A 23,385-nucleotide genomic window follows, 5' to 3' on the forward strand; every position below is an offset into this window, starting at 1 on the left:
TTTTAGTTGAACAAGCTGCTTAAAACCGCCAAAGACTTTGGTTTTCTAAAGCCGTGCAAATGTAATTCATAATACGCCAGCAGCATATTTACAAAGCTCGTTCTTCGTTTTTGGTTAAGTTTAATCTCAGATAGTTCATCAAAATTTGTACCCAATAAGACTTTGAGGGTGTCTAAATTTTCTTCGGAAATGCTGTAGCGGCTTTCTGTAGTTTCAAAAATTCCGGTCTCGAGATTGAAGTATTCGTATTCGGTGGTAGAAGTGTCGGGGTAAAAACCGAGGTACCTGGTCAATTCAAGCAAAAACAACAAATGAAAATTAGCCGAATGCCCGTGCAGATCGAGCCATAAGAAGGCGTGCTCTAAAAACGCATAGAGCGGACGGTTTGTTTCTTCTTCCTGAATGGAATTGCGCAGCATTTCGGAGAGAAACAACACGATGCTTGATTTAAAAATATCGGTATGCAAACTGGTATAGGCGTGAGTCACTTTTGCATCGCGTATGCTTTCTAAAGTCCCTTTGTCTTTATGCATCGCCACCAGTTCCAGTTGCATACCGGGTTGAAACATCGCAGTACGCAGTTTTCCTTTTTTCGATTTTAGAATACGTCTTAAAAGGTAGCTTTTAAGGCCTGCCTCTTCGGTAAAACAGCGTACGATTAGATCTGCCTCGCCGTATTTTAAAGCCGAAATTACCAATGCCTTTGTCGTTACCAGCATCAGCGTATAATCATAAGTTTAACCACTTTCGTCTCCACCGCATCTTCCGCGGTTATCAAAATAAAGTACACTCCTGAAGCTACTCTGTTGCCTCCAAAAACCGTCGTATCCCACTGAATACTTCCACCCTCAGAAACGGCTTCGTGCACCAGATTGCCGTTGAGATCGGTAATCTTTACATTGGCGCGTTCGGTTAAACCGTCTACAGTTACCTGCCCGGTAAACTGCGGCCTTACCGGATTAGGAAAAACCCGGGCTTCCTCGAGGGTTTCATTAGGAGCCACTGCAAAACCGGAATAGGAAACCAGTCCCAGCGGAGTGGCAAAATAGACTTCGCCACTTTCGTCATCTATCGTGATGTCCTGAATATTATCAGACGGAAGCGGAGAGTTTGAAGTATTAAACTGTAGTAAGGTTTCCTGACCGTTGGCACTGAAGTAAAACACACCGCTGGAAATGGTTCCCACCCACTTGTTGTTATTGCCATCAACCGCTATAGAACGAATAACCTGATCGTTGAGCAGCTCGACCGCCACACCATTCTCTTCTATAATTATAGGTCGTGCCTGCAAATCGGGATTTTCAAAGATTTGTGCCGGTGAAAACAGCACCCGTAAGCCCTGAGCGGTACCTATCCAAAGACTTCCGTTAGCATCAACCGCAAGCGCCTGCACCGCATTTGAAGGCAAATTTGAACGCTCGGCATCCAAACGCGCAAACCGATTGGCATCAGGATCATAAGCAATGAGACCGCTGTTTGAAGAGCCAAAATACACGTTTTGCTGCCTGCCTATTACGAGTTCGGTGTAGCCTTCAACCATTGGGAAATCGGGGATCAGCTCTGCAATAGAGAAACCCTGAATCTGGTCTCCGGTTTTTCGTGCCAGGGCATTTTCAACCTGACTGTTAGTCATCCACAGCGTTCCTTCCCGGTCAAAAGCCGCGCCGTTGATACGCACATCGGTTGGGTTTACCGGAATATCACTCAGCCCGGTATTAGTTTCATCATAGATTTTTACCGCTACTTCTTCGATCACTTCAAGCAAACCCTGATTGTACGAACTTAAAAATACCTGCGAAAAGTCTTCCGGATTGTAGGTGATGTTAGTCAAATTATTAGCGCCCAAAAGTTCGCCATACGGGATATTTTGCCAGCCATCTTCTAAAGTTAAATGCGATGCGCCGCGCTGTTTTAAGGGAAAGGGATTATAATTTGCCGAATAATCCCCATAAACCACCCAGAGCTGACCCGGTGCTGCTTCAATACTGAAGGGATCATTGCGCAGAGGACCGTCCGGCAAAATTTGTAAAGGAGCGGAAGCATTTGATGGAACAAGCAACATTCCGCTTTGCGAAGTCCCGGCATAAACCTGACCGTCGCTAAAAAGTCCCGAAGTATAAAGCCCAGGAAATTCAGAAAACAGCGGAATGGTCGCACTTCGCACTCCATTTTGATCGTAGACCAAAATACCATCAGCAAGGCTAATACTTAGATGAGTGCCGTTACTTTGAAAATCAACCGGAACTGCCGGAAGCGTTTCAAGGGTTGCAAAACCGGTATCGTCAAATTCCTGAAGGCTTCGGTCTGTTTTTACCCCCACCAGCTTTTCGCCCAGCACCTGTATACCCAGCCAACCCCCGGCATCGAGACGCTCCCAATTGCGAAAATCAATCAGGTTTGCATTTGTCGCATTTGCGCGTTGTAAACCGGCGGTAGGCGAGGCGGCATATATAAATCCATCAAAAATGACGGTTTGCGCAATGGGAATACGAGACCCGTTAGGACCTATAAAATAGGAGTCGTCAAATTCCAGACGCTGCAAATCAAATAAGGAAATACCAAAACCGCTTGCTATGTAGAGTGTGTTTTCAAATTCCTGAAAGCCATTGATGATTTTCTCCTGCGGAAGGATTACCGGTTTATCACGTATGGCGACGAGCGTTCGTACATTTCCGTCAGGGAGAACCAGATCCAGAAGCCCCGAAGCATAACCTACAAAGAGAATATCCTGCGCCTCCGAATAATGCAAGGCGCTTATCTGCTCGCCCGTAAGCCCCTGAATGGGTGAATAGGTTGTGATTTCATCGGCGTTAAGATCGTAGCTGAAAACCGAGTTTTGAGCCGCAGCAAAAACCCGCTCACCACCCTGAGTCACCGCGGTGATCGAACTATAGGAAAAGTAGCCGGTCCAGGAATCTGAATAATCCTGAGCTCTGGTCATAGTAACCAGTACCAAACAAAGAAATGTGAGCAATTTAGGTTTCATAACCGGTTTTGAAGTAAGCTAAAAGTACAATTTCTGACATAAAAAAACCCCGGGAGATTTTCCCGGGGCTATTTGATTTATTATCAAGAGTTCGCTTAAACGATTCCCTGTGCCAGCATAGCATCTGCTACTTTAACGAAACCGGCAATATTTGCTCCTTTTACATAGTCAACAAAGCCGTCTTCCTGCTTGCCATACTCCACACAAGATTTGTGGATATCGTACATAATCTCGTGAAGTTTTTTATCAACTTCCTCAGCAGACCAGTTGTAACGAATGCTGTTTTGAGACATCTCAAGACCTGAAGTTGCCACTCCACCTGCATTAGAAGCTTTACCTGGAGAAAACAAAATTTTAGCTTTAAGAAAGACCTCAATAGCTTCGGGAGTACAAGGCATATTTGCCCCTTCTCCAACGCTCATCACTCCGTTTTTAACCAGAAGTTCTGCATCTTCCTTATCCAACTCATTTTGAGTGGCACAAGGTAGTGCGATGTCGCATTTAATACCCCAGGGTGCTTTGCCCTCGTGATATTCTGCATCCGGATATTTATCTAAATATTCTTTGATACGACCGCGGCGCTCGTTTTTGATTTCCATGATGAAAGCCAGTTTTTCTTTATCAATTCCGGCTTCGTCATAGATAAATCCATCTGAATCAGAAAGGGTCACCACTTTAGCATCAAGCTGGGTTGCTTTTTCGGCAGCATATTGCGCCACGTTACCCGATCCTGAAATCACGATGGTTTTTCCGGAAATCTTTTCACCGATATTATTCAACATATACTTGGTGAAGTATACGTTACCGTAACCGGTTGCTTCCGGACGAATTTTAGAACCGCCATACGACAGTCCTTTTCCGGTTAAAACGCCGGTAAATTCATTGCGAATGCGCTTGTACTGACCAAACATATAGCCAATCTCACGACCACCAACACCTATATCACCCGCAGGTACATCGGTATTAGGGCCAATGTGACGATACAATTCCGTCATAAAGCTTTGGCAAAAACGCATTACTTCTGCATCGCTCTTCCCTCTGGGATTGAAGTCTGAACCTCCTTTACCTCCGCCCATAGGCAACGAAGTAAGGCTGTTTTTAAAAACCTGTTCAAAACCTAAAAACTTTAAAATACTCAGGTTTACCGAAGGATGAAAACGCAAACCACCTTTGTAGGGACCTATCGCCGAGTTGAACTCTATGCGATATCCTTTATTAACCTGTGTTTCGCCATTATCATCTACCCAGGGAACCCTAAACAGAATAGCACGTTCTGGCTCAACCATACGTTCTAAAAGTTTCTTGCCCTGATATTTGGGATTGTTTTCTATAAATGGAATAACCGTCTCTGCGACCTCCTGAACCGCCTGAATAAATTCGGGTTCATTAGGATTTGCCTTTTCAACAGAGTCGACAAACTTTTTTATGCTATCTGTCATTTTTAAGTTTTTTTAGAATTTATAATTTTTAAGGCTCTTATTCTGCACAAATATATGATATCATCAAAAATGACCTTCATGTTTTTAGATATTCTTAATATCGAAAATTAGTTTTTATTAAATTTCAAATAAAATCCTAGACAAGCAGCACAATTTTAGGTTAAATTGCCAGTTTTACTATATTTGTGAACGAATATTTCCCTAAACTCAATGAATACCAAAATTATAGCTGCGGTATTGACTCTCTGGCTTTTACTGCCATTCTCCAGCAGAGCGCAGCTTGGCTTTTCGAATGAGGTGGGAATCATCGCAGGCCCTCTACTTTTTCAGTCTGATTTTGGATTGCGTAATAATTACGACACCAACATTAATAATCAGGGTATAGGTGTGGGCATTGTGCATTATATGAACTTCGCCTACCGCGCCGATTGTAATTGCTATTCCAGAGACTTATATTTCAACGATCACTTTAAGCTTCGTTCTGAAGCCGATTTGCATTATACTAAACTCACCCACGAAGGTTTTGAATCTGAAAAGCAAACTTTAGGTGGTTTGCAACTACGTTCCCACACCGGAAGCTCACTGGTTTTTGAACTGGGTATGCAGCTTGAATATTTCCCTTTAAGCATACGGGATTTTCAAGCCGGAGCTTATAAGGTGGCACCTTACATCTCTTTAGGAGCCCATTATGTAGGCTATCAGGCAAAGTATGAATCAAGCCTGGACGCGCCCGGCGCACTACCGGAGGATATTTATTTTAATCCATTTCTGGTAGGAGATGGTGAATTAGGCGGTATTGACGACAGTCCCGGTAATACCTGGGCGATAACCAGCAGTGTGGGAATTCGCTACAAATTAAATGTCCTGAGTGATATTAACCTCGAGTTGCGCTATCACCGCTATTTTTCAAATTGGGTTGATGGCTTAAATCCTGATCAGCAGTTTTACCCGCCCAACAAATATGACGACTCCATCGTGTGGTTGAATGTAGGCTATATTTACTACCTGGACTTTTAAAAATCCAGAGGATTTATCCCAGAGCCTGTTTCAAGTCTTCCAGCAAATCATCTATATCTTCAATACCTACACTCAGACGAATGAGTGAATCTTTGATACCGGTTTTTTGACGTTCTTCTTTGGGAATACTGGCGTGTGTCATCGTTGCCGGATGCCCCGCAAGACTTTCAACCCCACCCAAACTTTCAGCAAGGGTAAATACGTTTAATTTCTCTACTACCTCAACGGCTCCCTGAAGTGAATCATTTTTAGTCGTAAAAGAAACCATTCCGCCAAAATCCTTCATTTGCTTTTTGGCAACATCATGATTGGGATGATCTTCAAAACCCGGCCAATATACTTTATCAACTTTAGGATGATTTTTTAAGAAATGAGCAACGGCTTTACCGTTCTCACAATGTCTTTGCAGGCGCACGTGCAAGGTTTTGATTCCGCGAAGCGCAAGAAAACTATCCTGTGGACCACAAACGGCACCGCTTGCATTTTGAATAAAGTACAATTTATCTGCCAGCTCTTTATCGCGCACAATCAGGCCTCCCATCACCAGGTCACTATGGCCGCCCAGGTATTTGGTCACACTGTGCATCACGATATCTGCACCTAAATCTAAAGGCTGCTGCAGGTAAGGAGTCGCAAAAGTATTATCAACCGCAAGCAGAAGATTGTGGGCTTTGGCTACTTTAGAGACAGCTTCAATATCTATAATATTCATCATTGGGTTAGTAGGAGTCTCCACCCAAATGAGTTTGGTTTTTTCGGTAATTGCAGCTTCAATTTTTGAAGTATCCTGCATAGATACAAAGTGAAATTTCAAACCAAAATCTTCAAATATTTTGGTAAACAACCGATACGAACCTCCGTATAAGTCGTTAGTTGAAATGATTTCGTCTCCCGGCTTAAACAGCTTCAACACCGCATCAATCGCGGCAAGACCCGAACCGAAAGCAAGACCAAACGCTCCATTTTCAATACTGGCAAGCGCATCTTCAAGAGCTTTACGGGTAGGGTTTCCGCTACGCGAATACTCAAAACCCTTATGCCCGCCCGGAGTCGTTTGGCTGTAGGTTGACGTTTGATATATGGGAGGCATCACACTTCCGTAAGCCGGATCTGTATGGTGTTGTCCTCCGTGAATGGTCTTGGTATTGAATTTCATATCTTCAAAAATTTCAGTGTCTGAAACGTAAATGTAGGAAGCCCGGGCTCCATTCCCAAAATTGGATGTACCTTTATTTAATGTTTAACACCTAATGAATCTGGTTTGAAAAAAGTAAGTCTGATCCTGAGTTTGTTTATGATTTTGGTTGCCTGTAAGAAAGAAGATCCCAGGCTAACCTATGATATAGAGGTTATCAAAACCGAAAGTCTGGCCCTTTGTGATGAAGGTTTATGTCCTGAAATCGCTATAGATAAAGTAACCATGGGAGGAGGGGCTTTTGCAGATACCATCAACACAGCCGTTGAAAAGCACCTCATTGATTTGCTCATCATGGACCCCGATGAGGCTAAAAAAGTTCATACGCTGGATGAGGCGCTTCAAAATTTTGTTCAAAATTACCGGGTGTACCGAAGCGATTTTCCCGATGCAATCCCTGAATATGAGGTTAGCAGCACATCTTCTATAAGTTTTGACAACGGCAAACTCCTGTGCATTGCTTTTGATGATTATACCTATTATGGTGGTGCGCACGGTTACGGCAGCACCTTTTACCTCAACTTCGACAAAGATTTACAGCAGGTTCTTACGCCTGAAATGCTTTTTAAGGATCTGGAAGGTTTTAAGCGCTTAGCCGAAAAACGTTTTAGAAGTCAATACCAAATACAACCCGAGGAAGACTTAAGCGAAACAGGCTATTTCTTTACCGAAGATACTTTTACATTGCCTCAAAACATTGGTTTTAGAAATGACCAACTCATTTTGCTCTATAACCCTTATGAAATTGCCTCTTACGCAGACGGGCAGCTCATTTTAAACTTTGATCTTGCCGAGGTTAAAGACTATCTTAAGTCAAACCCATAGCACGGCGTAAAGCCAGTACCGATCCCAGGTGGATACCTTCGTGGAAGTTGTTGTAGGCGATAGCTTCATCAACATTGGTCAGTGTGCTGTCCATAGACGTGGTGATGCTGTTGTAGGTTTTAAACATGCCTGCTTCGTAATCTTTTTTGGTTTGATCTAGCGTGCTAAAAAGTAATTCCCTGATTTCATCAACTTCGGCCTGAGTGACTTCGCCTTCGGGTTTTGTGCCTTTTCTGTAGGCGTTGATGATTTCATCTGAAACCAAAGCAGGAACATCTGAAAATTTATACACCAAAATCTGCTGCGTAGCCACAAGGTGCGCGATATTCCAGAAGATATTGTTGTTATAACCTTCGGGGATTTTATTGAGGTCTTCTAGAGAAATGCTATCCAGATAATTTTTAAGGATCGTTCGGGTTTTATAGGTGTTTGTAAGCGTAAAATCGAGAATTGGAGTCATAAGTTTAATTTGGATTAACTCACCTCGGGGCAAGCCCGGGAGGTCTTTGTTGGGTACAATTTTTTAATTTTAAGACAAGCCTCAGACATTATACCTTTGGCTGTGCCAATAAAAGTACCGTTTTAGCCCAAAATGCGATTACTTTGCAGGGCAGAAATTCTAAAAAATTGGGTTTTGAAAAAAATATATTACCTGTCTACCTGCGATACCTGTACCCGTATTATGAAGGAAATCGAATTGCCTTCGGCTTTTATACAGCAGGACATTAAAACAGACCCGCTTACCGAAGAACAGCTTGACGAGCTCTATAACCTTAGCGGAAGCTACGAAGCACTTTTTAACAAACGTGCCCGCCTATACCGGGAGCGTGGCCTCAACAATGAGCCGCTGGAGGAAGACAAGTATGCCGAATTGATTCTGGAGCATTATACCTTTCTAAAACGACCGGTAATTGTAAACAACGATCAAATTTTTATAGGTAACAGTAAAAAAACGGTTGAAGCGGCAAAAGAAGCCATCCACAATTAAGCCCCGGCTATGAGCAAACGCACGCTGGCGCTCGTCGCAGCAACCCTGGCCGGAACGATCTACGGTATCAACCACACGCTGGCCAAAGGCGTTATGCCTCAGTTTATAAGTCCGTTTGGGTTTATTTTACTTCGGGTTTTGGGAGCTTCAGTCCTGTTCTGGATTGTAAGCCTGTTTACCAAGTCTGAAAAGATTGACCGCAGCGATTACTGGCGTCTGCTGGGCTGTGCCTTTTTTGGCATGTTTATCAATATGCTGGCCTTTTTTACCGGTTTACAGCTTTCGACACCGGTAAACAGTTCGGTGATCATCACGCTCAGCCCTGTAATTTTACTGGTGCTTTCGGCTCTGTTTCTTAAAGAAAAAATTTCCGCCTTAAAGATTCTGGGTATCGCGATTGGTATGCTTGGGGCATTGGTTTTGGTACTTTTTGGCGCTTCAACCCAGCAGAACGCACCAAATATTCCGCTGGGGAATATTATGTTTTTGATAAACGGTACGGCTTACGCGGTGTATCTGGTTTTGATCAAACCCCTTACCAAAAAGTACAACACGGTCACCATGATGAAATGGCTGTTTCTTACCGGCGTCTTCTTAAACCTTCCGTTTACCTATGGCGATTTTGCCGCGGTAGACTGGTTAAATCTACCGGCATGGGCAATCTGGGTTATGGTGTTTGTGGTGGTAGGAACTACGTTTTCAACTTATTTTCTCAATCTGTATGCATTGCGAACGCTTAAAGCTTCTACAGTAGGTGCTTTTATTTACCTGCAACCGCTTATCGCTGTGCTCTTTGCTGTTCTTACAGGCGCAGACCGAATCACTCCGGTACGCTTAATCGCCGGCCTGATGATTTTTACAGGCGTTTACCTCTCAACACGCACCAAAAAGAAGACGCAGACTAGCTAAGATCCTGTGGCTTTTTGCCGTATTTACGGGTATCTTCTTTGGTAAGGGTTCTAAAATCTTCGGTATGCTCTAAGGAAGATAGGTTTTTAAACAGCTCTTCCGGAAGTGCAGTAAGCTTGCGTTCTTTAAGATCAATCCAGGCGCCCATCATTTCGCAGCTTGCAAAATTTCGGCCTTTGTGATCGTAGAAATTATGTACAAATTCAAAATACATACCGTCTTCCGCAAGGCCTTTTAATTGCAAGGACACCTTTACAGACTTACCCGCAAACACTTCCTTGAAATAATACATATGCTCGTAAAACACAACGGGACCTATGTTGTGTTTGGCCATTTCCTCCTGTCCAAAACCGTTTTCCATCAAAAAAGCCATACGGGTATGACTCATAAAATTGATGTAAGCACTATTGGCAAGATGGCGGTTGGCATCTATATCACTCCAGCGTATTTCAAATTCTTTGGTGTACATAAGCTCAATTTAGAATGCAAAATTACATAATATCTTGTGCGTGCATAGGACTTTACAAAAACCTTAATAATCAAGAAGTCCTCTCAATTGTGATATTTAGGGTATCTTCGGCATTCAGTTAAAGCCTTTATTTGCCCAAAAATGCCTGTTGTTAAATCTACCTATAAAGCTCCTGCTCCCTTTAAGAATGCGCACTTCAACACGATTTTTGCTGCAAAGATCAGAACGGTAACCGGTCTTAGCTACGAGCGCGAACGCATTAACCTGCAGGACGGGGACTTTCTGGATATTGACTGGAGTTTTTCGCAGAGCGAAAGCAAAGCAAAACAGGTGGTATTGCTTTTTCACGGTCTTGAAGGCCACGCCAAAAGGCCTTATATGGCAGGCACCACAAAAATTTTAAATGCAAACGGGTTTGACTGCGCTGCTGTTAACCTGAGAGGCTGTAGTGGGGAGACTAACCTGCACCTGCGTTCCTACCATTCGGGTGCTACAGATGATGTAGCTGATGTGGTCGCTTTTGTAGAAGCTGCTAAAGATTACGATCAAATCTTTTTATGCGGTTTTAGTCTGGGCGGAAATCTGGTATTGAAATATCTGGGCGAAAACCGAAGCCGGCCGGAAAGCATCAAAGCCGGAGTCGCCGTTTCAACCCCGGTAGATTTGTATGATTCGCTGGAAGCTTTACAACAAAAACAAAACTGGGTGTACCGCTGGTCCTTTCTTAAAGGATTGCGAGACAAGTACCGGCAAAAGCTGGAGCGTTATCCTCAAGAGCTCAGCAAACAGGATTACAAAAACATCAAATCCCTGCGGCTTTTTGACGAACTCTACACTGCGCCAGCCAATGGTTTTAAAGATGCTATGGACTACTATACCAAAAGCAGCAGCAAGCAGTTTTTAGAAGACATTAAAGTACCTACCTTGATTTTAAATGCTAAAGACGACTCCTTTCTCAACGCGAGCTGTTACCCGGTTGAGGCTGTTCAAAAGAATACCAATCTCTTTCTGGAAATGCCCAAAACAGGTGGTCACGTGGGCTTTATGCTTTTTGAACGACCCACCTACTGCGAAAAACGCAGCCTGCAATTCATTCAAGATTATGCATAATATTGTACTGCGCTAAAATGTTATGTATATTAGTCCTCCAATTAAAATTTTAAAAATGAAATTATTAAAAATAACCCTGGCATTTCTTTTCGTCGTATCACTTAGTGCCTGTGGTGACGACAAAAAGAAAGAAGAAAAAGAAACCGTGACCATTGGTGCAAAAAGCACTGATACCGAAACGAAGACCGATGACAATGTCACCGAGATCGTACTGCTTGCAGACGACATGATGAAATTCAATATGAACGAAATCAAAGTTCCTGCAGGTAAAAAAGTAAGACTTACCCTAAGACACGTAGGTAAGCAAGCTATTGAAGTTATGGGTCACAATTTTGTACTGCTAACTCAGGGAACCGAAATTCCTGCTTTTGGAGCTAAAGCTTCTGCTGCACGCGACAATGGTTACATCCCCGCAGATACAGACGCTGTAATCGTACACACTAAAATGCTTGGCGGTGGCCAGTCTGACACTATTGAGTTTGACCCACCTGCTCCCGGAACCTACGATTTCATCTGTAGTTTCCCCGGTCATTACAGTGTGATGAAAGGTAAATTTATAGTAGAGTAATTTTCCGATCTACTCCTAACACGCATTAAGGCCCAAAAATTATCTTTGCCGATTAATTTTTGGGCTTTTTTGGCTTTAAAAACAAACCCATGAAAACCCTGTATTCTCAAATCCTTGCTGCCCTGGTGATCTTATCCCTATCCTCGTGTAAAGAAGAAAACAAGTCTGAATCTGTTGATCAGCAGACTTTTGATTTCCCAAAGAAAAATGAAAATCCCATTGACCGCTATGGCGATCTGCTGGTTGATGTGCAAATGCAAAGTGTTTTTGAAGATGGTAAGACCTTTGTAGATTGCGAGCCTTTGTTTCCAGCAGATACCATTCTGGCCAGATATCAAAGCGCTTCAAAAGAAACAGACTTTGATCTAAAGGCTTTTGTGCTTCAACATTTTAACCTGCCCGAATCTCCTACTGCCAGTTTTACATCAGATACCACGCGTACTACTGCAGAGCACATCAAAGCGCTTTGGCCTTACCTGAAACGCGATGCAGACACTCAGGAAAACGGGTCGCGCATTGCCTTACCCAATCCCTATATTGTACCCGGCGGTCGTTTTAGAGAGGTTTACTACTGGGATTCGTTTTTTATAATGCTGGGGCTGAAAGAATCCGGAGAGCTTAAACTCATTGAAAATATCCTGGACAATTTTGCATATCAGATTAATACTATTGGTTTTATTCCTAACGGAAACCGCACCTACTACCTCAACCGTTCACAACCGCCGTTTTTCGCAGAAATGGTAAGCCTGTACGCCTCCACCGGGACCGAAAAAGACATCTACCTGAAGTATTTAGAACCTCTGGAAAAAGAATACGCATTTTGGATGAAAGGCGCTGAAAATTTAGCCGAAGGGGAAGCCGCAGCGCGCGTGGTTAAAATGCAGGATGGTTCTGTTTTAAACCGATTTTACAGCAATCGCTCTGAGCCTCGTGCCGAAAGCTACCGGGAAGATATTCTAACTGCTCAGGAAGCGACGGGTAAATCTCCGGAAGAGGTGTATCTCAACATCACCGCTGCCTGCGAAAGCGGATGGGATTTTAGCAGCAGATGGTTTTCTAATCCCGATGATTTGGCCAGCATTCAAACCACCGAAATTATACCGGTAGATTTAAATGCACTACTCTATAATATGGAGGAAATTCTTGCGATTGCACGACGCTTTAACGGTGACCCGGAAGGCGCCCAGAAAATGGTAGATGCTGCTTCTGCCCGTAAAGACGCGATTGACGCCTATCTGTGGAATGCAAATCAAAAAACCTATACCGATTATAATTTCAAAAATCAGACTCCTACCGAAACGCTTTCACTTGCGATGGTCTATCCGCTGTATTTTAAAGCAGCTTCACCGGCTCAGGCTGAACAGGTTGCTCAGGTGCTGGAGCGTGACTTTTTGAAACCCGGTGGTCTGGTAACCACACTTAATACCAACGGGCAGCAATGGGACAGCCCTAACGGCTGGCCACCGCATCAATGGATGGCAGTTCGTGGTCTGCAAACCTACGGCCTGGGCGATCTGGCCGGGCAAATTAGTGACCGCTGGATTCAGCTGAATGAACGCGTGTACAAACGCACCGGTAAAATGCTTGAAAAATATAATGTGGTTGATACTACCCTGGTTGCAGGCGGTGGAGAATATCCCAATCAGGATGGTTTTGGCTGGACAAACGGGGTCTATCTCGATCTGAAAAAAGACTCTGAATAAAACCTTACGAACAGAGGCTGTCGAAAAAAAGACCTGTGGATTGGTTTGTCAGTCTGAGCCTGTCGAAGACTCATGGGTTATACGCACCTTAAAAACTTCGACAAGCTCAGTTTGACAGCCTTTTTTTTAATTTATCCTTCGGTATGCTAAAAATCATCACAGGCCACATAAGCGTCTATAACTGCCTGTTCTCCTGCTGCACCGGGCATTGAGTTACCATGCTCCATACCCATGATTCCTGTAAAACCCCTGTCGTGAATGTGTTTGAAGATATTTAGGTAATTAATTTCACCGGTCGTAGGTTCTTTTCTTCCGGGGTTGTCCCCTATTTGAAAATACCCGATTTCATCCCAGCATTCGTCGATATTCGGGATTAAATTCCCTTCCTGAATCTGCTGGTGGTAGATATCAAAAAGTATCTTGCAAGCCGGGCTGTCAACCGCTTTACAAATCATATAAGCCTGTGGACTTTCCTTTAAAAACAAACCGGGGTGATTAAAGAAATTAAGCGGCTCAAGCACCATGGTCAGGTTTTCCTTTTCCAGGATTGCCGATGCCTGCTTTAAACTTTCAATCACATTTGCAGTTTGATAATTAGCATCAAGTCTTTGATCTACATAACCGGGAACCACGGTCATCCATTTGGCATTAACCCGCTTTGCAACTTCTACAGATTGTTTAATATCCTCTAGAAATTCAGTTCGTTTATCGGGATTACCGCTGGTCAGGTTACCTTCGGTCCAGTAGATTTTATGCGCCACAAAAACACCCATTTGCAGGCCGCGCTTTTGCATGGTGTCGGCCATTTTTTGCTGCAACTCAACCGGACGGTTACGCATCTCGTTATCTTCAAAAGCCGTAAAACCCTGATCTGCCATAAAATTTAGCTGATCTATAGGATCATCTCCCGCCATACTTTTAAACATCCCCAGGTGAGGTGCATAATTGAGATTGAACTGATGCAAAGGCTCCGGATTTCCTGCAATGCCGGTATTTAAGGCAAACAGGCTCGTTCCGCCTAAAGCGAAAAAAGAGCCACTTAAGGCTCCTTTTTGTATAAATGATCTTCGTTTCATTATAAAGACATGGTTTTACCGCCTCCGGCTTCCTCAAGAGGCAAACAGCCCTGATAAACTCCGGGGATGGGATCGTACCAAAGTACGTTTTCGCCCACTTCCTCGCTGTTTTTCCAGGCCCAGATTCCCAAATCCCGCACGGTGGCAAGATAGGCATACGAACCGGCGTGCGCGTCAAAATCAACCTCAGGAGCCTCAGGGTCCTGAGTTGCTGAAATGCGTTTTACGTAGGCATCACGGGTTTCTTTATCAGCTCCTAAATATTTAGCTACTGCTTTTTCAAAATCCTCGTGCTCTCCATCAGTAAGCTCCTTATCTACATTCTCTTTAAAGCTTAAGGCAAAAGCGTTAGCACCGGCTTCAAATTCTTTTTTCTGACGATCGTCGGCAACTTCATCCATAAAGGAGTCAATAAACTGCGCGATATTTAATTCTGAAGCTCCCGGAGTATCCGTTTTTGGGAAAATAACATCCAGAATATGCACAAGAGCCGCACCGTTTGTCGCATTTAAGAAAACGGGTTGCCATTCATTCTTAGGTTCGCTTTTACAACTCTGTAATAAGTTAAAAGCTGCAGGGGCGACCATTACATAACCCGCTCCCAGACCAATATTTTTTAAGACTTGTCTTCTATTCATAACTATGCAAATTTTCCGTTCTTAAGTTGTTCTGCAGCATGCTTGGCTGCACGGGCAGTAAATGCCATATACGTAAGCGATGGGTTTACACAACTTGCAGAAGTCATAAAAGCACCGTCTGTGACATATACATTAGGAACCGCGTGTACCTGATTGTTTCCGTTAAGAACCGAGGTTTTAGGATCTCTTCCCATACGGGCTGTACCCATCTCGTGAATTCCTAATCCCGGGGCTCCGGGGCTATCGTAAGTACTTACATTTTTATAACCGGCCTTGGTAAGCATTTCTTCAGCCTGTGCCTTCATATCTTTACGCATCTCCCATTCGTTTTCTTTCCACTCTGCGTCGAAAGTAACGGTAGGCAGACCCCAATTATCAAGCTTATCGTAATCCAGAGTCATTTTATTCTCGTGATAAGGCAAACATTCACCAAATGCAGTAATCCCAATGGTCCACTTACCGGGTTTGGAAATCTCCTTTTTAAGATCTGCTCCATAAGACATTTCAGAGATCGCCTCAGTCCAGTCTCCCCTGCTAGCTCCGCCCTGATATCCGTATCCGCGTTTAAAGTTAGGCTGATCGGTTTCCCCGCCTAAGTTTCTAAATCGAGGTATATAGAGCCCGTTTGCACGGCGTCCTTTGTAGTATTTATCTTCAAAACCTTCTACCACGGCAGAAGCTCCCACTCTAAAATGGTGGTCCATGATATTATGACCTAATTCACCGCTGTCATTTCCTAATCCATTAGGGAAACGATCAGATTTAGATTGCATAAGGATAGAGGCCGAAGCAATTGCTGAAGCACATAAGAAAATCACTTTAGCATTAAAGGTAATTTCTTCTTTGGTTTCGGCATCAATAACTTTCACTCCGGTTGCAAGCTTGGTAGTATCATCGTAAACAACCTCACTTACGATACTGAAAGGTCTCAGGGTCATATTTCCGGTGCGTTCTGCAGCAGGTAAGGTAGACGAGTTACTACTGAAGTAAGCCCCAAAAGGACAACCTCGCATACAACGGTTACGATACTGGCAGGCAGAACGGCCCTCATAGGTTTTTTCAGTAGAAGTAATATGAGCAGTACGACCGATCGTGAGCAGACGGTCTTTGTAATTTTGAGCCATATTCTTCTTGAGGTGCTCTTCAACACAGTTGAGTTCCATCGGCGGACCAAATTTACCATCAGGTAACTGAGGCAGACCCAGGTTTTCACCACTTACACCTATATATTCTTCAACTTTATCATACCAGGGTGCTATATCTGCATAACGCACGGGCCAGTCTACAGCTACACCTTCTTTTTTGTTGGCTTCAAAATCAATATCACTTAAGCGATAACTCTGACGTCCCCACATAATAGAACGTCCACCCACGTGGTATCCACGCATCCAGTCAAAACGCTTGGTTTCATTATAGGGGTGTTCTAAATCATTTACGAAGAAATGGCTGTGCGCACGATCTACCGTATAGCCGGTACGCGCCTGTTTAAATTGCTTGGCTTTTTCTTCCTGAGTGGGTTGCCCCTTAAATTTAAAATCCCATGGATCCATGTTCATAGTCGGGTAATCTTCAATATGTTTTACCATACGACCCCTTTCGAGAACCAGGGTTTTAAGACCTTGTTCACATAATTCTTTGGCAGCCCAGCCACCACTAATTCCTGTACCCACCACGATGGCGTCGTACATTTCTTCTGGTTTAATACTACTCACGCTATATTTAGTTTTTGATAATATAATCTAGCCTATGCTATCAAATATATAAATTTTAAGTTATTTTTTGATAAACCAAAAAAAGTATAATTTAGAGAACTTATAGGTTTTGCAAGTGCCTGTTGCATTTTTAAAACCTGTTTTCAAACACCTAATTGACTAATCTAATGACGACTAAACTCTATACAGTCCTGCTCTTTCTTTTTATTTTGGCAGGCTGTAAAAATGAAAAAAAAGCTGAAAATCCAACCGATTTAACTTCCCAAACTGCCCAAACCGACCTTTTTTTTGATATTTCTTTGGCACAATGGTCCCTGCACAAGGCTTTTCAAACTGGAGAAATAAGCCCTATGGACTTTGCAAAAAAGGCAAATGAAATGGGTTTTGAAGGCATTGAATATGTAAGCCAGCTTTACAATGCCGAAATGGAAAAATATGAGAATGCACAAGTTGCGCTTGACTCCATTTTGCCCAAACTAAAAGCCAGCAGTGAGCAATACGGCGTACAGAATGTTTTAATCATGGTTGATGGCGAGGGCAATCTGGCTTCAGAAGATGAAACTGAGCGCAACACCGCTGTAGAAAGCCATAAAAAATGGGTAGATGCCGCTGCTTATCTGGGTTGCCACGCCATTCGTGTAAATCTTATAGGCCCTAAAGACAAAGAACTCTTTAAACAAAGTGCCGTTGACGGTCTGGGCAAACTGGCCGATTATGGTGCCTCCAAAAACATTGAGGTGATTGTTGAAAATCACGGCGGTTACTCCTCTGACGCTGCATTTTTAATGGAAATCATCAATACCATCAACAAGCCTAATTGCGGAACCCTGCCCGATTTTGGAAATTTCTGTATGGAACGCGAAAACGGCGAAATGTGGGGTGCTCCCTGTGTGAAGGAATATCCGCGTTATCAGGGTATCGAAGAGTTGATGCCTAAAGCGCTTGCCGTAAGCGCCAAATCCTACGACTTTAATGAGGAAGGCGAGGAAACTTCGATGGATTATTCTAAAATTCTCCAAATCGTTAAAGATGCCGGCTACACCGGTTTTATAGGTGTTGAATATGAAGGAGAGGACTTCAGTGAAGAAGAAGGCATAAAACGCACCAAAGAATTACTAATCAAATCTGCTCAAGAGCTTAATTAACTAGTTTATGAAATCACTTGTAAGAGTACAATTATCAATAATGATGTTCCTGGAGTTTTTTATCTGGGGCGGATGGTTTGTGACACTCGGGACATTTATGGGGCAAAACCTAGGGGCGAACGCGGTAGAAATCGGTGCCGCCTTTTCTACTCAATCCTGGGGTGCCATCATAGCTCCCTTTATTATTGGTCTTATCGCAGACCGCTATTTTAATGCAGAACGCATTCTGGGAGTGCTGCATCTTATTGGCGCATTTTTAATGTATCAGATGGCTTATGCCGAAGATTTTGCGGAGTTCTATCCCTACGTTTTGGGATACATGATCGCCTATATGCCCACATTAGCTTTGGTAAACTCGGTAGCATTCAGACAGCTTAAAGATCCTGCAAAAGAATTCTCCTATATTCGTGTTTTTGGGACGATAGGCTGGATTATTGCGGGAATTGTAATCAGCTACGTATTTTTTTGGGATAGTACAGATGCTTTAGCTCAGGGGGCTCTTAAAAATACTTTCTTGATGACCGCTATCGCTTCTGCGGTATTGGGTGTATTCAGTTTTACCTTGCCTAAAACTCCACCCGCCGTTGCAAAAGGCGAAAAAATTCAACTTAGAGATATTTTAGGACTCGATGCATTGGCGCTTTTGAGAGATCGAAACTTTCTCGTGTTCTTCGTTTCATCGATTTTAATCTGTATTCCTCTAGCATTTTACTACCAGAATCTGAGTCCGTTTCTAACCGAAATAGGAATGGAAGGTTCTACAGCAAAAGCGGCAATCGGGCAATTGTCTGAAGTGCTTTTTATGCTTTTGCTTCCAATTTTCTTTAAGCGTTTTGGTGTAAAATATACTTTATTGATTGGTATGGCGGCCTGGGCAGTACGTTATTTATTATTTGCCTATGGTAATGCAGACGAACTCGTATTTATGCTATTTATAGGTATTGCACTTCACGGGGTATGCTATGATTTCTTCTTTGTTTCAGGCCAAATTTATACCGATAGCAAAGCAGGAGAGAAATTTAAAAGTTCTGCTCAGGGATTGATAACGCTGGCTACATACGGCGTAGGAATGTTAATAGGTTTTTACATCGCCGGTAAGGTCACAGACAGCAACTTGTTAAGTGAAGGCGTACACGACTGGAACGGGATTTGGACATTCCCGGTACTTTTTGCTGTAGCTGTTATGGTTCTTTTTGCTATATTCTTTAAAAACGAAAAAGTAGAAGAAAAACATATATAATTTTAGAATATGAAAAAACTGAAAATGGGAATGGTAGGCGGCGGTAAAGGCTCGTTTATAGGCGATGTGCACCGCAGGGCTTCCCGTATAGACGGAATGGTTGACCTCGTATGCGGCGCCTTTAGCAGCAACCCGCAACGCAGCCTCGAGTCGGCCGAAGAACTGGGTGTGTCTCCTGAGCGGGCTTACAAGAGTTTTGAGGAAATGATCACCAAAGAAAAAGAACTTCCCGAAGGCGAGCGTATGGATTTTGTTTCTATCGTAACGCCAAACCATATGCACTTTCCTCCGGCAAAACTGGCGCTTGAAAATGGGTTTCACGTGATTTGCGATAAACCGGTAACCCTTACGCTTGATGAGGCTTTTGACCTGCAAAAAGTGGTCAAAAAAAGCGGAAAAGTTTTCGCCCTTACCCACAATTACACCGGCTATCCTATGGTTAAGCAGGCCCGTTTGATGATTCAAAACGGCGAGCTGGGCGAAATTCGCAAAGTGGTGGTTCAATACCTGCAAGGCTGGCTGTCTACTGCGGTTGAGGAGACCGAAAACAAACAGGCTTCATGGCGGGTTGACCCTAAAAAATCAGGAATAGGTGGCGCCCTTGGCGATATTGGTACGCATGCCGAAAACCTGACCGAATACCTCACCGGTAAAAAAATTGAGAAAGTCGCGGCAGATCTCAGCAGTTTTGGCGCGGGTCGCGTGCTGGATGATGACGGCAATATCCTGCTGCGCCTGGAAGGAGACACTAAAGGCTGTATGACCATTTCGCAAATCGCAACCGGTGAAGAAAACAACCTGGGCATACGCGTATACGGAAGCAAAGGAAGTATTGCCTGGTATCAGGAAAATCCGAATGAACTAACGGCTTACTGGCTTGATAAGCCCAAACAGATTTACACCCCCGGAGGTAACGGCACCTACGAAGAATCTACCGCATACACCCGTGTTCCTCCCGGTCACCCGGAAGGCTATCTGGAAGGTTTTGCCACTATTTACAGAAGCTTCGCGAAAGAAGTCCTTTCGGTAATGGAGGGTAACGCCATTTCAGAGCGACCCGATTTTCCTACCATTCACGACGGCTTAAGAGGCATGCAGTTTATTTATGCTTCGGTAGCCTCAAATGATAATAACGCAGCCTGGGTAAGTCTAAAAGAAGATTAAAACCATAATCTAAAACCAAAAGAATATGAAAACCATAAAAGGACCGGCCGTGTTTCTGGCTCAGTTCATGGACGATAAAGAACCTTTTAATTCTCTGGATGGCCTGTGCAAATGGGCCAGTGATTTAGGGTATAAAGGAATACAAATCCCCACCTGGGAGAGCCGGCTTATAGACCTTAAAAAAGCAGCAGAAAGCAAGACCTATTGCGACGAACTCAAAGGCAAAGTAAACAGCTACGGTCTGGAAATTACCGAACTGTGTACGCACCTGCAAGGCCAGCTTGTAGCGGTTCATCCCGCATACGATGAGATGTTTGACAACTTTGCTCCCGATGGGTATAAAAATAATCCGAAAAAACGCCAGGAATGGGCAGTAGATCAGCTCCTAAGTGCAGCAAAAGCCAGTAGAAATCTGGGTATAGATGTGCACGGCACGTTTAGCGGAGCTTTGCTTTGGCACACCTGGCATCCCTGGCCGCAACGCCCGCCCGGGCTTGTAGAACTGGGATTTAAAGAACTCGCTAATCGCTGGACACCAATTCTTAATGCCTTTGATGAGCAGGGTGTTGATGTGTGTTATGAAGTGCATCCGGGAGAAGACATTCACGACGGTGTGACTTTTGAGCGTTTTCGTGAAGCTACCGGCAATCACAAGCGAGCCAATATTCTGTATGATCCCAGTCACTTTGTACTGCAGCAGCTCGATTATATAGAATACATTGACAACTATCACGAGTTTATCAAAATGTTCCACGTTAAGGATTCCGAATTTAATCCTACCGGAAAAAAAGGAGCTTTTGGAGGCTATGGCGACTGGATTGACCGCGCAGGTCGCTATCGCTCGCCGGGTGACGGCCAGATTGATTTTAAAACCATTTTTACTAAACTAACCGAGTACGGTTGCGATGTCTGGGCGGTGATGGAATGGGAGTGCTGCATCAAATCCCCCGAGCAGGGAGCCCGCGAAGGCGCACCGTTTATCGCCAGTCATATTATTGAGGCTACCCAAAAGAAATTCGATGATTTTGCGGGAGCGAAAACCGATGAAGCTAAACTGAAACGCATACTTGGAATAAACTAAACAACTCATGAAAAAACAAATTTACCTTTCTGCCTTTGCGCTGTTGGCGCTTGCAGCCTGCAAGGAAAAAGCAGAGAATACCGAAGAACCGGTTGCTGAAACAACTATGGAAACTCCACAACCCGAAAACGAATGGATTACCCTTTTTGACGGAAGCAATCTCGACAGCTGGCATGCCTATAATGGCGAAGCTCCCACACAGTGGAAAATAGAAGGAGAAAATCTGGTTTTTACCCCGGCTGAAAATCAGCAGGGAAGTCAAAATCTGGTCACTAACGAGACTTTTGAAAGTTTTGAACTAAGCCTTGACTGGAAAATATCGGAAGGTGGAAACAGCGGGATTATGTGGGCTGTTCAGGAGAATGATTCCTTAAGCGAACCCTATCTGACCGGACCTGAAATCCAAATTCTGGACGACGAGCGGCATCCTGATGCTAAAGCAGGCACCACGCACCGTTCGGGTGCTCTTTATGACATGATCGCTGCTCCTGAAGGCGTCGTGAAACCTGCCGGTGAGTGGAACAGCTATGTCATCACCATAGATTATGAAAACAATAAAGGTGTCGTGGTTTTAAACGACACCGAAGTGGTAAGCTTTCCGGTGAGTGGCCCTGAATGGGATGCTATGGTTGCAGAATCCAAGTTTGCAGACTGGTCTATTTTCGGCAAATCACAATCCGGTCACATCGCCCTGCAGGATCACGGAAATGTGGTTACCTTCCGGGATATTAAAATCAAAAAACTTTAATTATGAACACTAAATTTATCCTTCCGCTTCTGGCTACAGGTTTACTTTTTTCCTGTAATACGTCCACAGAAAAAAGCACCGAAGAAACTGCACCGGCAACAGATACCACAGCAGTAGTTGAAGAAGCTCCCATTACAGACCCTGCAGCAACCGAAGTCTGGGAGCCGGAACCGGAAGTGGTTACTTTTAATGAAGCCGGCGTGCCTTCTGACGCGATCGTATTGTTTAATGGTGAAAATCTGAACGCCTGGGAAAGCACTAAAGATTCTATCGTAAATGCGCCCTGGCTGGTGAACAGCGACGGTTCTATGACTGTTGCGGGTGGCACCGGAGATATCCAGACCAAAGAAAGCTTTGGCGACATCCAATTGCACGTAGAATGGCGTGCGCCACAGGTTGTTGAAGGAGAAGGACAAGGACGCGGAAACAGCGGTATTTTTCTTCAGAATCGCTATGAAGTACAGGTTTTAGACAGCTACGATAACCGCACCTATTCAAACGGGCAGGCGACTGCGATTTATAAGCAAAGTATCCCGCTGGTAAATGCTACAAAAGCCCCCAGCGAATGGCAGGCTTACGACATCATTTACCATCAGCCGGAATTTGATGCCGATGGGAACAAAACCAAATCTGCAACCGTAACGGTAATGCATAATGGCGTTTTGGTACAGGATCACGTAGAAATACTGGGTACAACCGAATACATTGGGAAACCCAAAAATGAGGCTCACGGTGAGGCTCCATTAAAACTGCAGGATCACGGAAACCCCGTAAGCTATCGCAATATCTGGGTGCGTAAGCTGTAACCGGCAAATTATAAAAACAAAAACCCCACACTTCATCGTGTGGGGTTTTCTTTTTTAAACGTATTTCAATTTTAGGGCGCTTCTGCAAGAAGCAGTAATCTGCCTACTAAGGGCGCCACCCGTGCCGGTGGATTTCCGCGGTCAAAAGAAGCGCTTCGGCTGTAAGTACCACCTACAACAAGAACTTTAACCGGCACCGCTGCGTCGCGGTCTGGTGCGTCAGAAGGATTCTCAATATCATCAGCAGTAGTGGCAACAAAAGTCTGCGCCAGACGATTGAGTTCGCTTACCTGTGACGCTGTAAGCTCTTTGGTAATTCTATCGCTTCCGTCACGGGAATGCTCCGAGATCAGGGTATTTCCTTCGACACGCACATGATGATACACCCCGCGGGAAGCAGCCTCATAGTCAATGCTGGTATAGTTAAATTGCTCTTCGCAACCTTTCGCAGCAAAGAGAACCATAAAAAAACCGAGTATATAATTCATTAAGTTTAATTTTAGCAGTAAAATACAAAAAGGTGCTCTTCACGAGCACCTTTTCAGATCGATTTAAGATGTTTTTAT

The 23,385-nt window shown here is 43.9% G+C and carries 23 protein-coding genes; 13 read left to right on the forward strand and 10 right to left on the reverse strand.

Annotated features, from left to right (window positions below):
* Positions 1 to 2 precede the first annotated feature (2 nt).
* The 3 genes from recO to gdhA form a co-directional block, all read right to left on the reverse strand.
* Positions 3 to 719 (reverse strand): DNA repair protein RecO, encoded by a 717-nt coding sequence (gene recO, locus LLW17_RS03605; RefSeq protein ID WP_228228899.1) that lies wholly within the window; start codon positions 717 to 719, stop codon positions 3 to 5.
* Positions 719 to 2,986 (reverse strand): type IX secretion system anionic LPS delivery protein PorZ, encoded by a 2,268-nt coding sequence (gene porZ, locus LLW17_RS03610; RefSeq protein ID WP_228228900.1) that lies wholly within the window; start codon positions 2,984 to 2,986, stop codon positions 719 to 721. Before porZ ends, recO begins: the two co-directional genes overlap by 1 nt.
* 95 nt (positions 2,987 to 3,081) lie before the next feature.
* Positions 3,082 to 4,425, reverse strand: a complete 1,344-nt coding sequence (gene gdhA, locus LLW17_RS03615) for an NADP-specific glutamate dehydrogenase (RefSeq protein WP_228228901.1) — start codon at positions 4,423 to 4,425, stop codon at positions 3,082 to 3,084.
* Between the two features lie 210 nt (positions 4,426 to 4,635).
* Here gdhA and LLW17_RS03620 point away from each other — a divergent pair, with 210 nt between their 5' ends.
* On the forward strand, positions 4,636 to 5,442 hold the full coding sequence (locus tag LLW17_RS03620; RefSeq protein WP_228228902.1) for a THC0290_0291 family protein: 807 nt from the start codon (positions 4,636 to 4,638) through the stop codon (positions 5,440 to 5,442).
* A 13-nt stretch (positions 5,443 to 5,455) separates the two neighbouring features.
* On the opposite strand, the gene LLW17_RS03625 is transcribed toward LLW17_RS03620, so the two are convergent.
* Positions 5,456 to 6,598, reverse strand: a complete 1,143-nt coding sequence (locus LLW17_RS03625; RefSeq protein WP_228228903.1) for a cystathionine gamma-synthase — start codon at positions 6,596 to 6,598, stop codon at positions 5,456 to 5,458.
* A 105-nt stretch (positions 6,599 to 6,703) separates the two neighbouring features.
* On the opposite strand from LLW17_RS03625, the gene LLW17_RS03630 reads away from it, so the two are divergent.
* Positions 6,704 to 7,462, forward strand: a complete 759-nt coding sequence (locus tag LLW17_RS03630) for a DUF3298 and DUF4163 domain-containing protein (protein ID WP_228228904.1) — start codon at positions 6,704 to 6,706, stop codon at positions 7,460 to 7,462.
* Here the strand turns inward: LLW17_RS03630 and LLW17_RS03635 are convergent.
* Positions 7,446 to 7,922 carry a DinB family protein gene (locus LLW17_RS03635; protein WP_228228905.1) on the reverse strand — a complete coding sequence of 159 codons (477 nt, stop codon included), beginning with the start codon at positions 7,920 to 7,922 and terminating at the stop codon, positions 7,446 to 7,448. The two genes, LLW17_RS03630 and LLW17_RS03635, sit on opposite strands and share 17 nt — an antisense overlap.
* Positions 7,923 to 8,096: 174 nt before the next feature.
* Between LLW17_RS03635 and LLW17_RS03640 the strand changes: the two genes are divergently transcribed.
* Together LLW17_RS03640 and LLW17_RS03645 are read left to right on the forward strand one after the other, a co-directional pair.
* The gene (locus LLW17_RS03640; protein ID WP_228228906.1) at positions 8,097 to 8,450 is read left to right on the forward strand and encodes an arsenate reductase family protein; all 354 of its coding nucleotides are present in this window, start codon (positions 8,097 to 8,099) and stop codon (positions 8,448 to 8,450) included.
* Between the two features lie 9 nt (positions 8,451 to 8,459).
* Positions 8,460 to 9,359, forward strand: a complete 900-nt coding sequence (locus tag LLW17_RS03645; RefSeq protein WP_228228907.1) for a DMT family transporter — start codon at positions 8,460 to 8,462, stop codon at positions 9,357 to 9,359.
* Here the strand turns inward: LLW17_RS03645 and LLW17_RS03650 are convergent.
* Positions 9,352 to 9,828 carry an acyl-CoA thioesterase gene (locus LLW17_RS03650; protein ID WP_228228908.1) on the reverse strand — a complete coding sequence of 159 codons (477 nt, stop codon included), beginning with the start codon at positions 9,826 to 9,828 and terminating at the stop codon, positions 9,352 to 9,354. The two genes, LLW17_RS03645 and LLW17_RS03650, sit on opposite strands and share 8 nt — an antisense overlap.
* Before the next feature lie 141 nt (positions 9,829 to 9,969).
* On the opposite strand from LLW17_RS03650, the gene LLW17_RS03655 reads away from it, so the two are divergent.
* The 3 genes from LLW17_RS03655 (at position 9,970) to treF (ending at position 13,209) form a co-directional block, all read left to right on the forward strand.
* A complete protein-coding gene (locus LLW17_RS03655; protein ID WP_228228909.1) occupies positions 9,970 to 10,938 on the forward strand; it encodes a YheT family hydrolase in 969 nt (322 codons plus the stop codon).
* A gap of 55 nt (positions 10,939 to 10,993) precedes the next feature.
* Positions 10,994 to 11,506 carry a plastocyanin/azurin family copper-binding protein gene (locus LLW17_RS03660; RefSeq protein WP_228228910.1) on the forward strand — a complete coding sequence of 171 codons (513 nt, stop codon included), beginning with the start codon at positions 10,994 to 10,996 and terminating at the stop codon, positions 11,504 to 11,506.
* An 89-nt stretch (positions 11,507 to 11,595) separates the two neighbouring features.
* Positions 11,596 to 13,209: an alpha,alpha-trehalase TreF gene (treF, locus tag LLW17_RS03665; RefSeq protein ID WP_228228911.1), complete on the forward strand. Its 1,614-nt coding sequence runs from the start codon at positions 11,596 to 11,598 to the stop codon at positions 13,207 to 13,209.
* 146 nt (positions 13,210 to 13,355) lie between these two features.
* Here the strand turns inward: treF and LLW17_RS03670 are convergent, their stop codons facing one another.
* The 3 genes from LLW17_RS03670 to LLW17_RS03680 are packed head-to-tail and all read right to left on the reverse strand — an operon-like array spanning position 13,356 to position 16,611.
* A complete protein-coding gene (locus LLW17_RS03670; RefSeq protein WP_228228912.1) occupies positions 13,356 to 14,285 on the reverse strand; it encodes a hydroxypyruvate isomerase family protein in 930 nt (309 codons plus the stop codon).
* A complete protein-coding gene (locus LLW17_RS03675; protein ID WP_228228913.1) occupies positions 14,285 to 14,923 on the reverse strand; it encodes a gluconate 2-dehydrogenase subunit 3 family protein in 639 nt (212 codons plus the stop codon). The genes LLW17_RS03670 and LLW17_RS03675 overlap by 1 nt, the downstream gene beginning before the upstream one ends.
* A 2-nt stretch (positions 14,924 to 14,925) precedes the next feature.
* Positions 14,926 to 16,611 carry a GMC oxidoreductase gene (locus LLW17_RS03680; protein WP_228228987.1) on the reverse strand — a complete coding sequence of 562 codons (1,686 nt, stop codon included), beginning with the start codon at positions 16,609 to 16,611 and terminating at the stop codon, positions 14,926 to 14,928.
* Positions 16,612 to 16,802: 191 nt separating this feature from the next.
* Between LLW17_RS03680 and LLW17_RS03685 the strand changes: the two genes are divergently transcribed.
* The 6 genes from LLW17_RS03685 to LLW17_RS03710 are packed head-to-tail and all read left to right on the forward strand — an operon-like array spanning position 16,803 to position 22,819.
* Positions 16,803 to 17,780: a sugar phosphate isomerase/epimerase family protein gene (locus LLW17_RS03685; protein ID WP_228228914.1), complete on the forward strand. Its 978-nt coding sequence runs from the start codon at positions 16,803 to 16,805 to the stop codon at positions 17,778 to 17,780.
* A gap of 7 nt (positions 17,781 to 17,787) precedes the next feature.
* On the forward strand, positions 17,788 to 19,020 hold the full coding sequence (locus tag LLW17_RS03690) for a nucleoside permease (protein ID WP_228228915.1): 1,233 nt from the start codon (positions 17,788 to 17,790) through the stop codon (positions 19,018 to 19,020).
* 9 nt (positions 19,021 to 19,029) lie between these two features.
* Positions 19,030 to 20,184, forward strand: coding sequence for a Gfo/Idh/MocA family protein (locus LLW17_RS03695; protein ID WP_228228916.1), 1,155 nt, complete (start codon positions 19,030 to 19,032; stop codon positions 20,182 to 20,184).
* A gap of 25 nt (positions 20,185 to 20,209) precedes the next feature.
* Entirely contained in the window at positions 20,210 to 21,265 is a 1,056-nt protein-coding gene (locus LLW17_RS03700) for a sugar phosphate isomerase/epimerase family protein (protein ID WP_099645520.1), read from the forward strand.
* A gap of 7 nt (positions 21,266 to 21,272) precedes the next feature.
* Positions 21,273 to 22,013 carry a 3-keto-disaccharide hydrolase gene (locus LLW17_RS03705; RefSeq protein ID WP_228228917.1) on the forward strand — a complete coding sequence of 247 codons (741 nt, stop codon included), beginning with the start codon at positions 21,273 to 21,275 and terminating at the stop codon, positions 22,011 to 22,013.
* 2 nt (positions 22,014 to 22,015) lie between these two features.
* On the forward strand, positions 22,016 to 22,819 hold the full coding sequence (locus tag LLW17_RS03710; RefSeq protein WP_228228918.1) for a 3-keto-disaccharide hydrolase: 804 nt from the start codon (positions 22,016 to 22,018) through the stop codon (positions 22,817 to 22,819).
* A 71-nt stretch (positions 22,820 to 22,890) separates the two neighbouring features.
* Here the strand turns inward: LLW17_RS03710 and LLW17_RS03715 are convergent, their stop codons facing one another.
* Positions 22,891 to 23,307 (reverse strand): hypothetical protein, encoded by a 417-nt coding sequence (locus tag LLW17_RS03715; protein WP_228228919.1) that lies wholly within the window; start codon positions 23,305 to 23,307, stop codon positions 22,891 to 22,893.
* Between the last annotated feature and the right edge of the window lie 78 nt (positions 23,308 to 23,385).

The sequence above is a fragment of the Leeuwenhoekiella parthenopeia genome, assembly GCF_020782115.1.
GTDB lineage: Bacteria > Bacteroidota > Bacteroidia > Flavobacteriales > Flavobacteriaceae > Leeuwenhoekiella > Leeuwenhoekiella parthenopeia.

Coding starts and splice junctions, on each gene's coding strand:
- recO (WP_228228899.1), bottom strand. CDS start 719: ATGCTGGTAACGACAAAGGCATTGGTAATTTCGGCTTTAAAATACGGC.
- porZ (WP_228228900.1), bottom strand. CDS start 2,986: ATGAAACCTAAATTGCTCACATTTCTTTGTTTGGTACTGGTTACTATG.
- gdhA (WP_228228901.1), bottom strand. CDS start 4,425: ATGACAGATAGCATAAAAAAGTTTGTCGACTCTGTTGAAAAGGCAAAT.
- LLW17_RS03620 (WP_228228902.1), top strand. CDS start 4,636: ATGAATACCAAAATTATAGCTGCGGTATTGACTCTCTGGCTTTTACTG.
- LLW17_RS03625 (WP_228228903.1), bottom strand. CDS start 6,598: ATGAAATTCAATACCAAGACCATTCACGGAGGACAACACCATACAGAT.
- LLW17_RS03635 (WP_228228905.1), bottom strand. CDS start 7,922: ATGACTCCAATTCTCGATTTTACGCTTACAAACACCTATAAAACCCGA.
- LLW17_RS03645 (WP_228228907.1), top strand. CDS start 8,460: ATGAGCAAACGCACGCTGGCGCTCGTCGCAGCAACCCTGGCCGGAACG.
- LLW17_RS03650 (WP_228228908.1), bottom strand. CDS start 9,828: ATGTACACCAAAGAATTTGAAATACGCTGGAGTGATATAGATGCCAAC.
- LLW17_RS03655 (WP_228228909.1), top strand. CDS start 9,970: ATGCCTGTTGTTAAATCTACCTATAAAGCTCCTGCTCCCTTTAAGAAT.
- LLW17_RS03660 (WP_228228910.1), top strand. CDS start 10,994: ATGAAATTATTAAAAATAACCCTGGCATTTCTTTTCGTCGTATCACTT.
- treF (WP_228228911.1), top strand. CDS start 11,596: ATGAAAACCCTGTATTCTCAAATCCTTGCTGCCCTGGTGATCTTATCC.
- LLW17_RS03670 (WP_228228912.1), bottom strand. CDS start 14,285: ATGAAACGAAGATCATTTATACAAAAAGGAGCCTTAAGTGGCTCTTTT.
- LLW17_RS03675 (WP_228228913.1), bottom strand. CDS start 14,923: ATGAATAGAAGACAAGTCTTAAAAAATATTGGTCTGGGAGCGGGTTAT.
- LLW17_RS03680 (WP_228228987.1), bottom strand. CDS start 16,611: ATGTACGACGCCATCGTGGTGGGTACAGGAATTAGTGGTGGCTGGGCT.
- LLW17_RS03685 (WP_228228914.1), top strand. CDS start 16,803: ATGACGACTAAACTCTATACAGTCCTGCTCTTTCTTTTTATTTTGGCA.
- LLW17_RS03690 (WP_228228915.1), top strand. CDS start 17,788: ATGAAATCACTTGTAAGAGTACAATTATCAATAATGATGTTCCTGGAG.
- LLW17_RS03695 (WP_228228916.1), top strand. CDS start 19,030: ATGAAAAAACTGAAAATGGGAATGGTAGGCGGCGGTAAAGGCTCGTTT.
- LLW17_RS03700 (WP_099645520.1), top strand. CDS start 20,210: ATGAAAACCATAAAAGGACCGGCCGTGTTTCTGGCTCAGTTCATGGAC.
- LLW17_RS03705 (WP_228228917.1), top strand. CDS start 21,273: ATGAAAAAACAAATTTACCTTTCTGCCTTTGCGCTGTTGGCGCTTGCA.
- LLW17_RS03710 (WP_228228918.1), top strand. CDS start 22,016: ATGAACACTAAATTTATCCTTCCGCTTCTGGCTACAGGTTTACTTTTT.
- LLW17_RS03715 (WP_228228919.1), bottom strand. CDS start 23,307: ATGAATTATATACTCGGTTTTTTTATGGTTCTCTTTGCTGCGAAAGGT.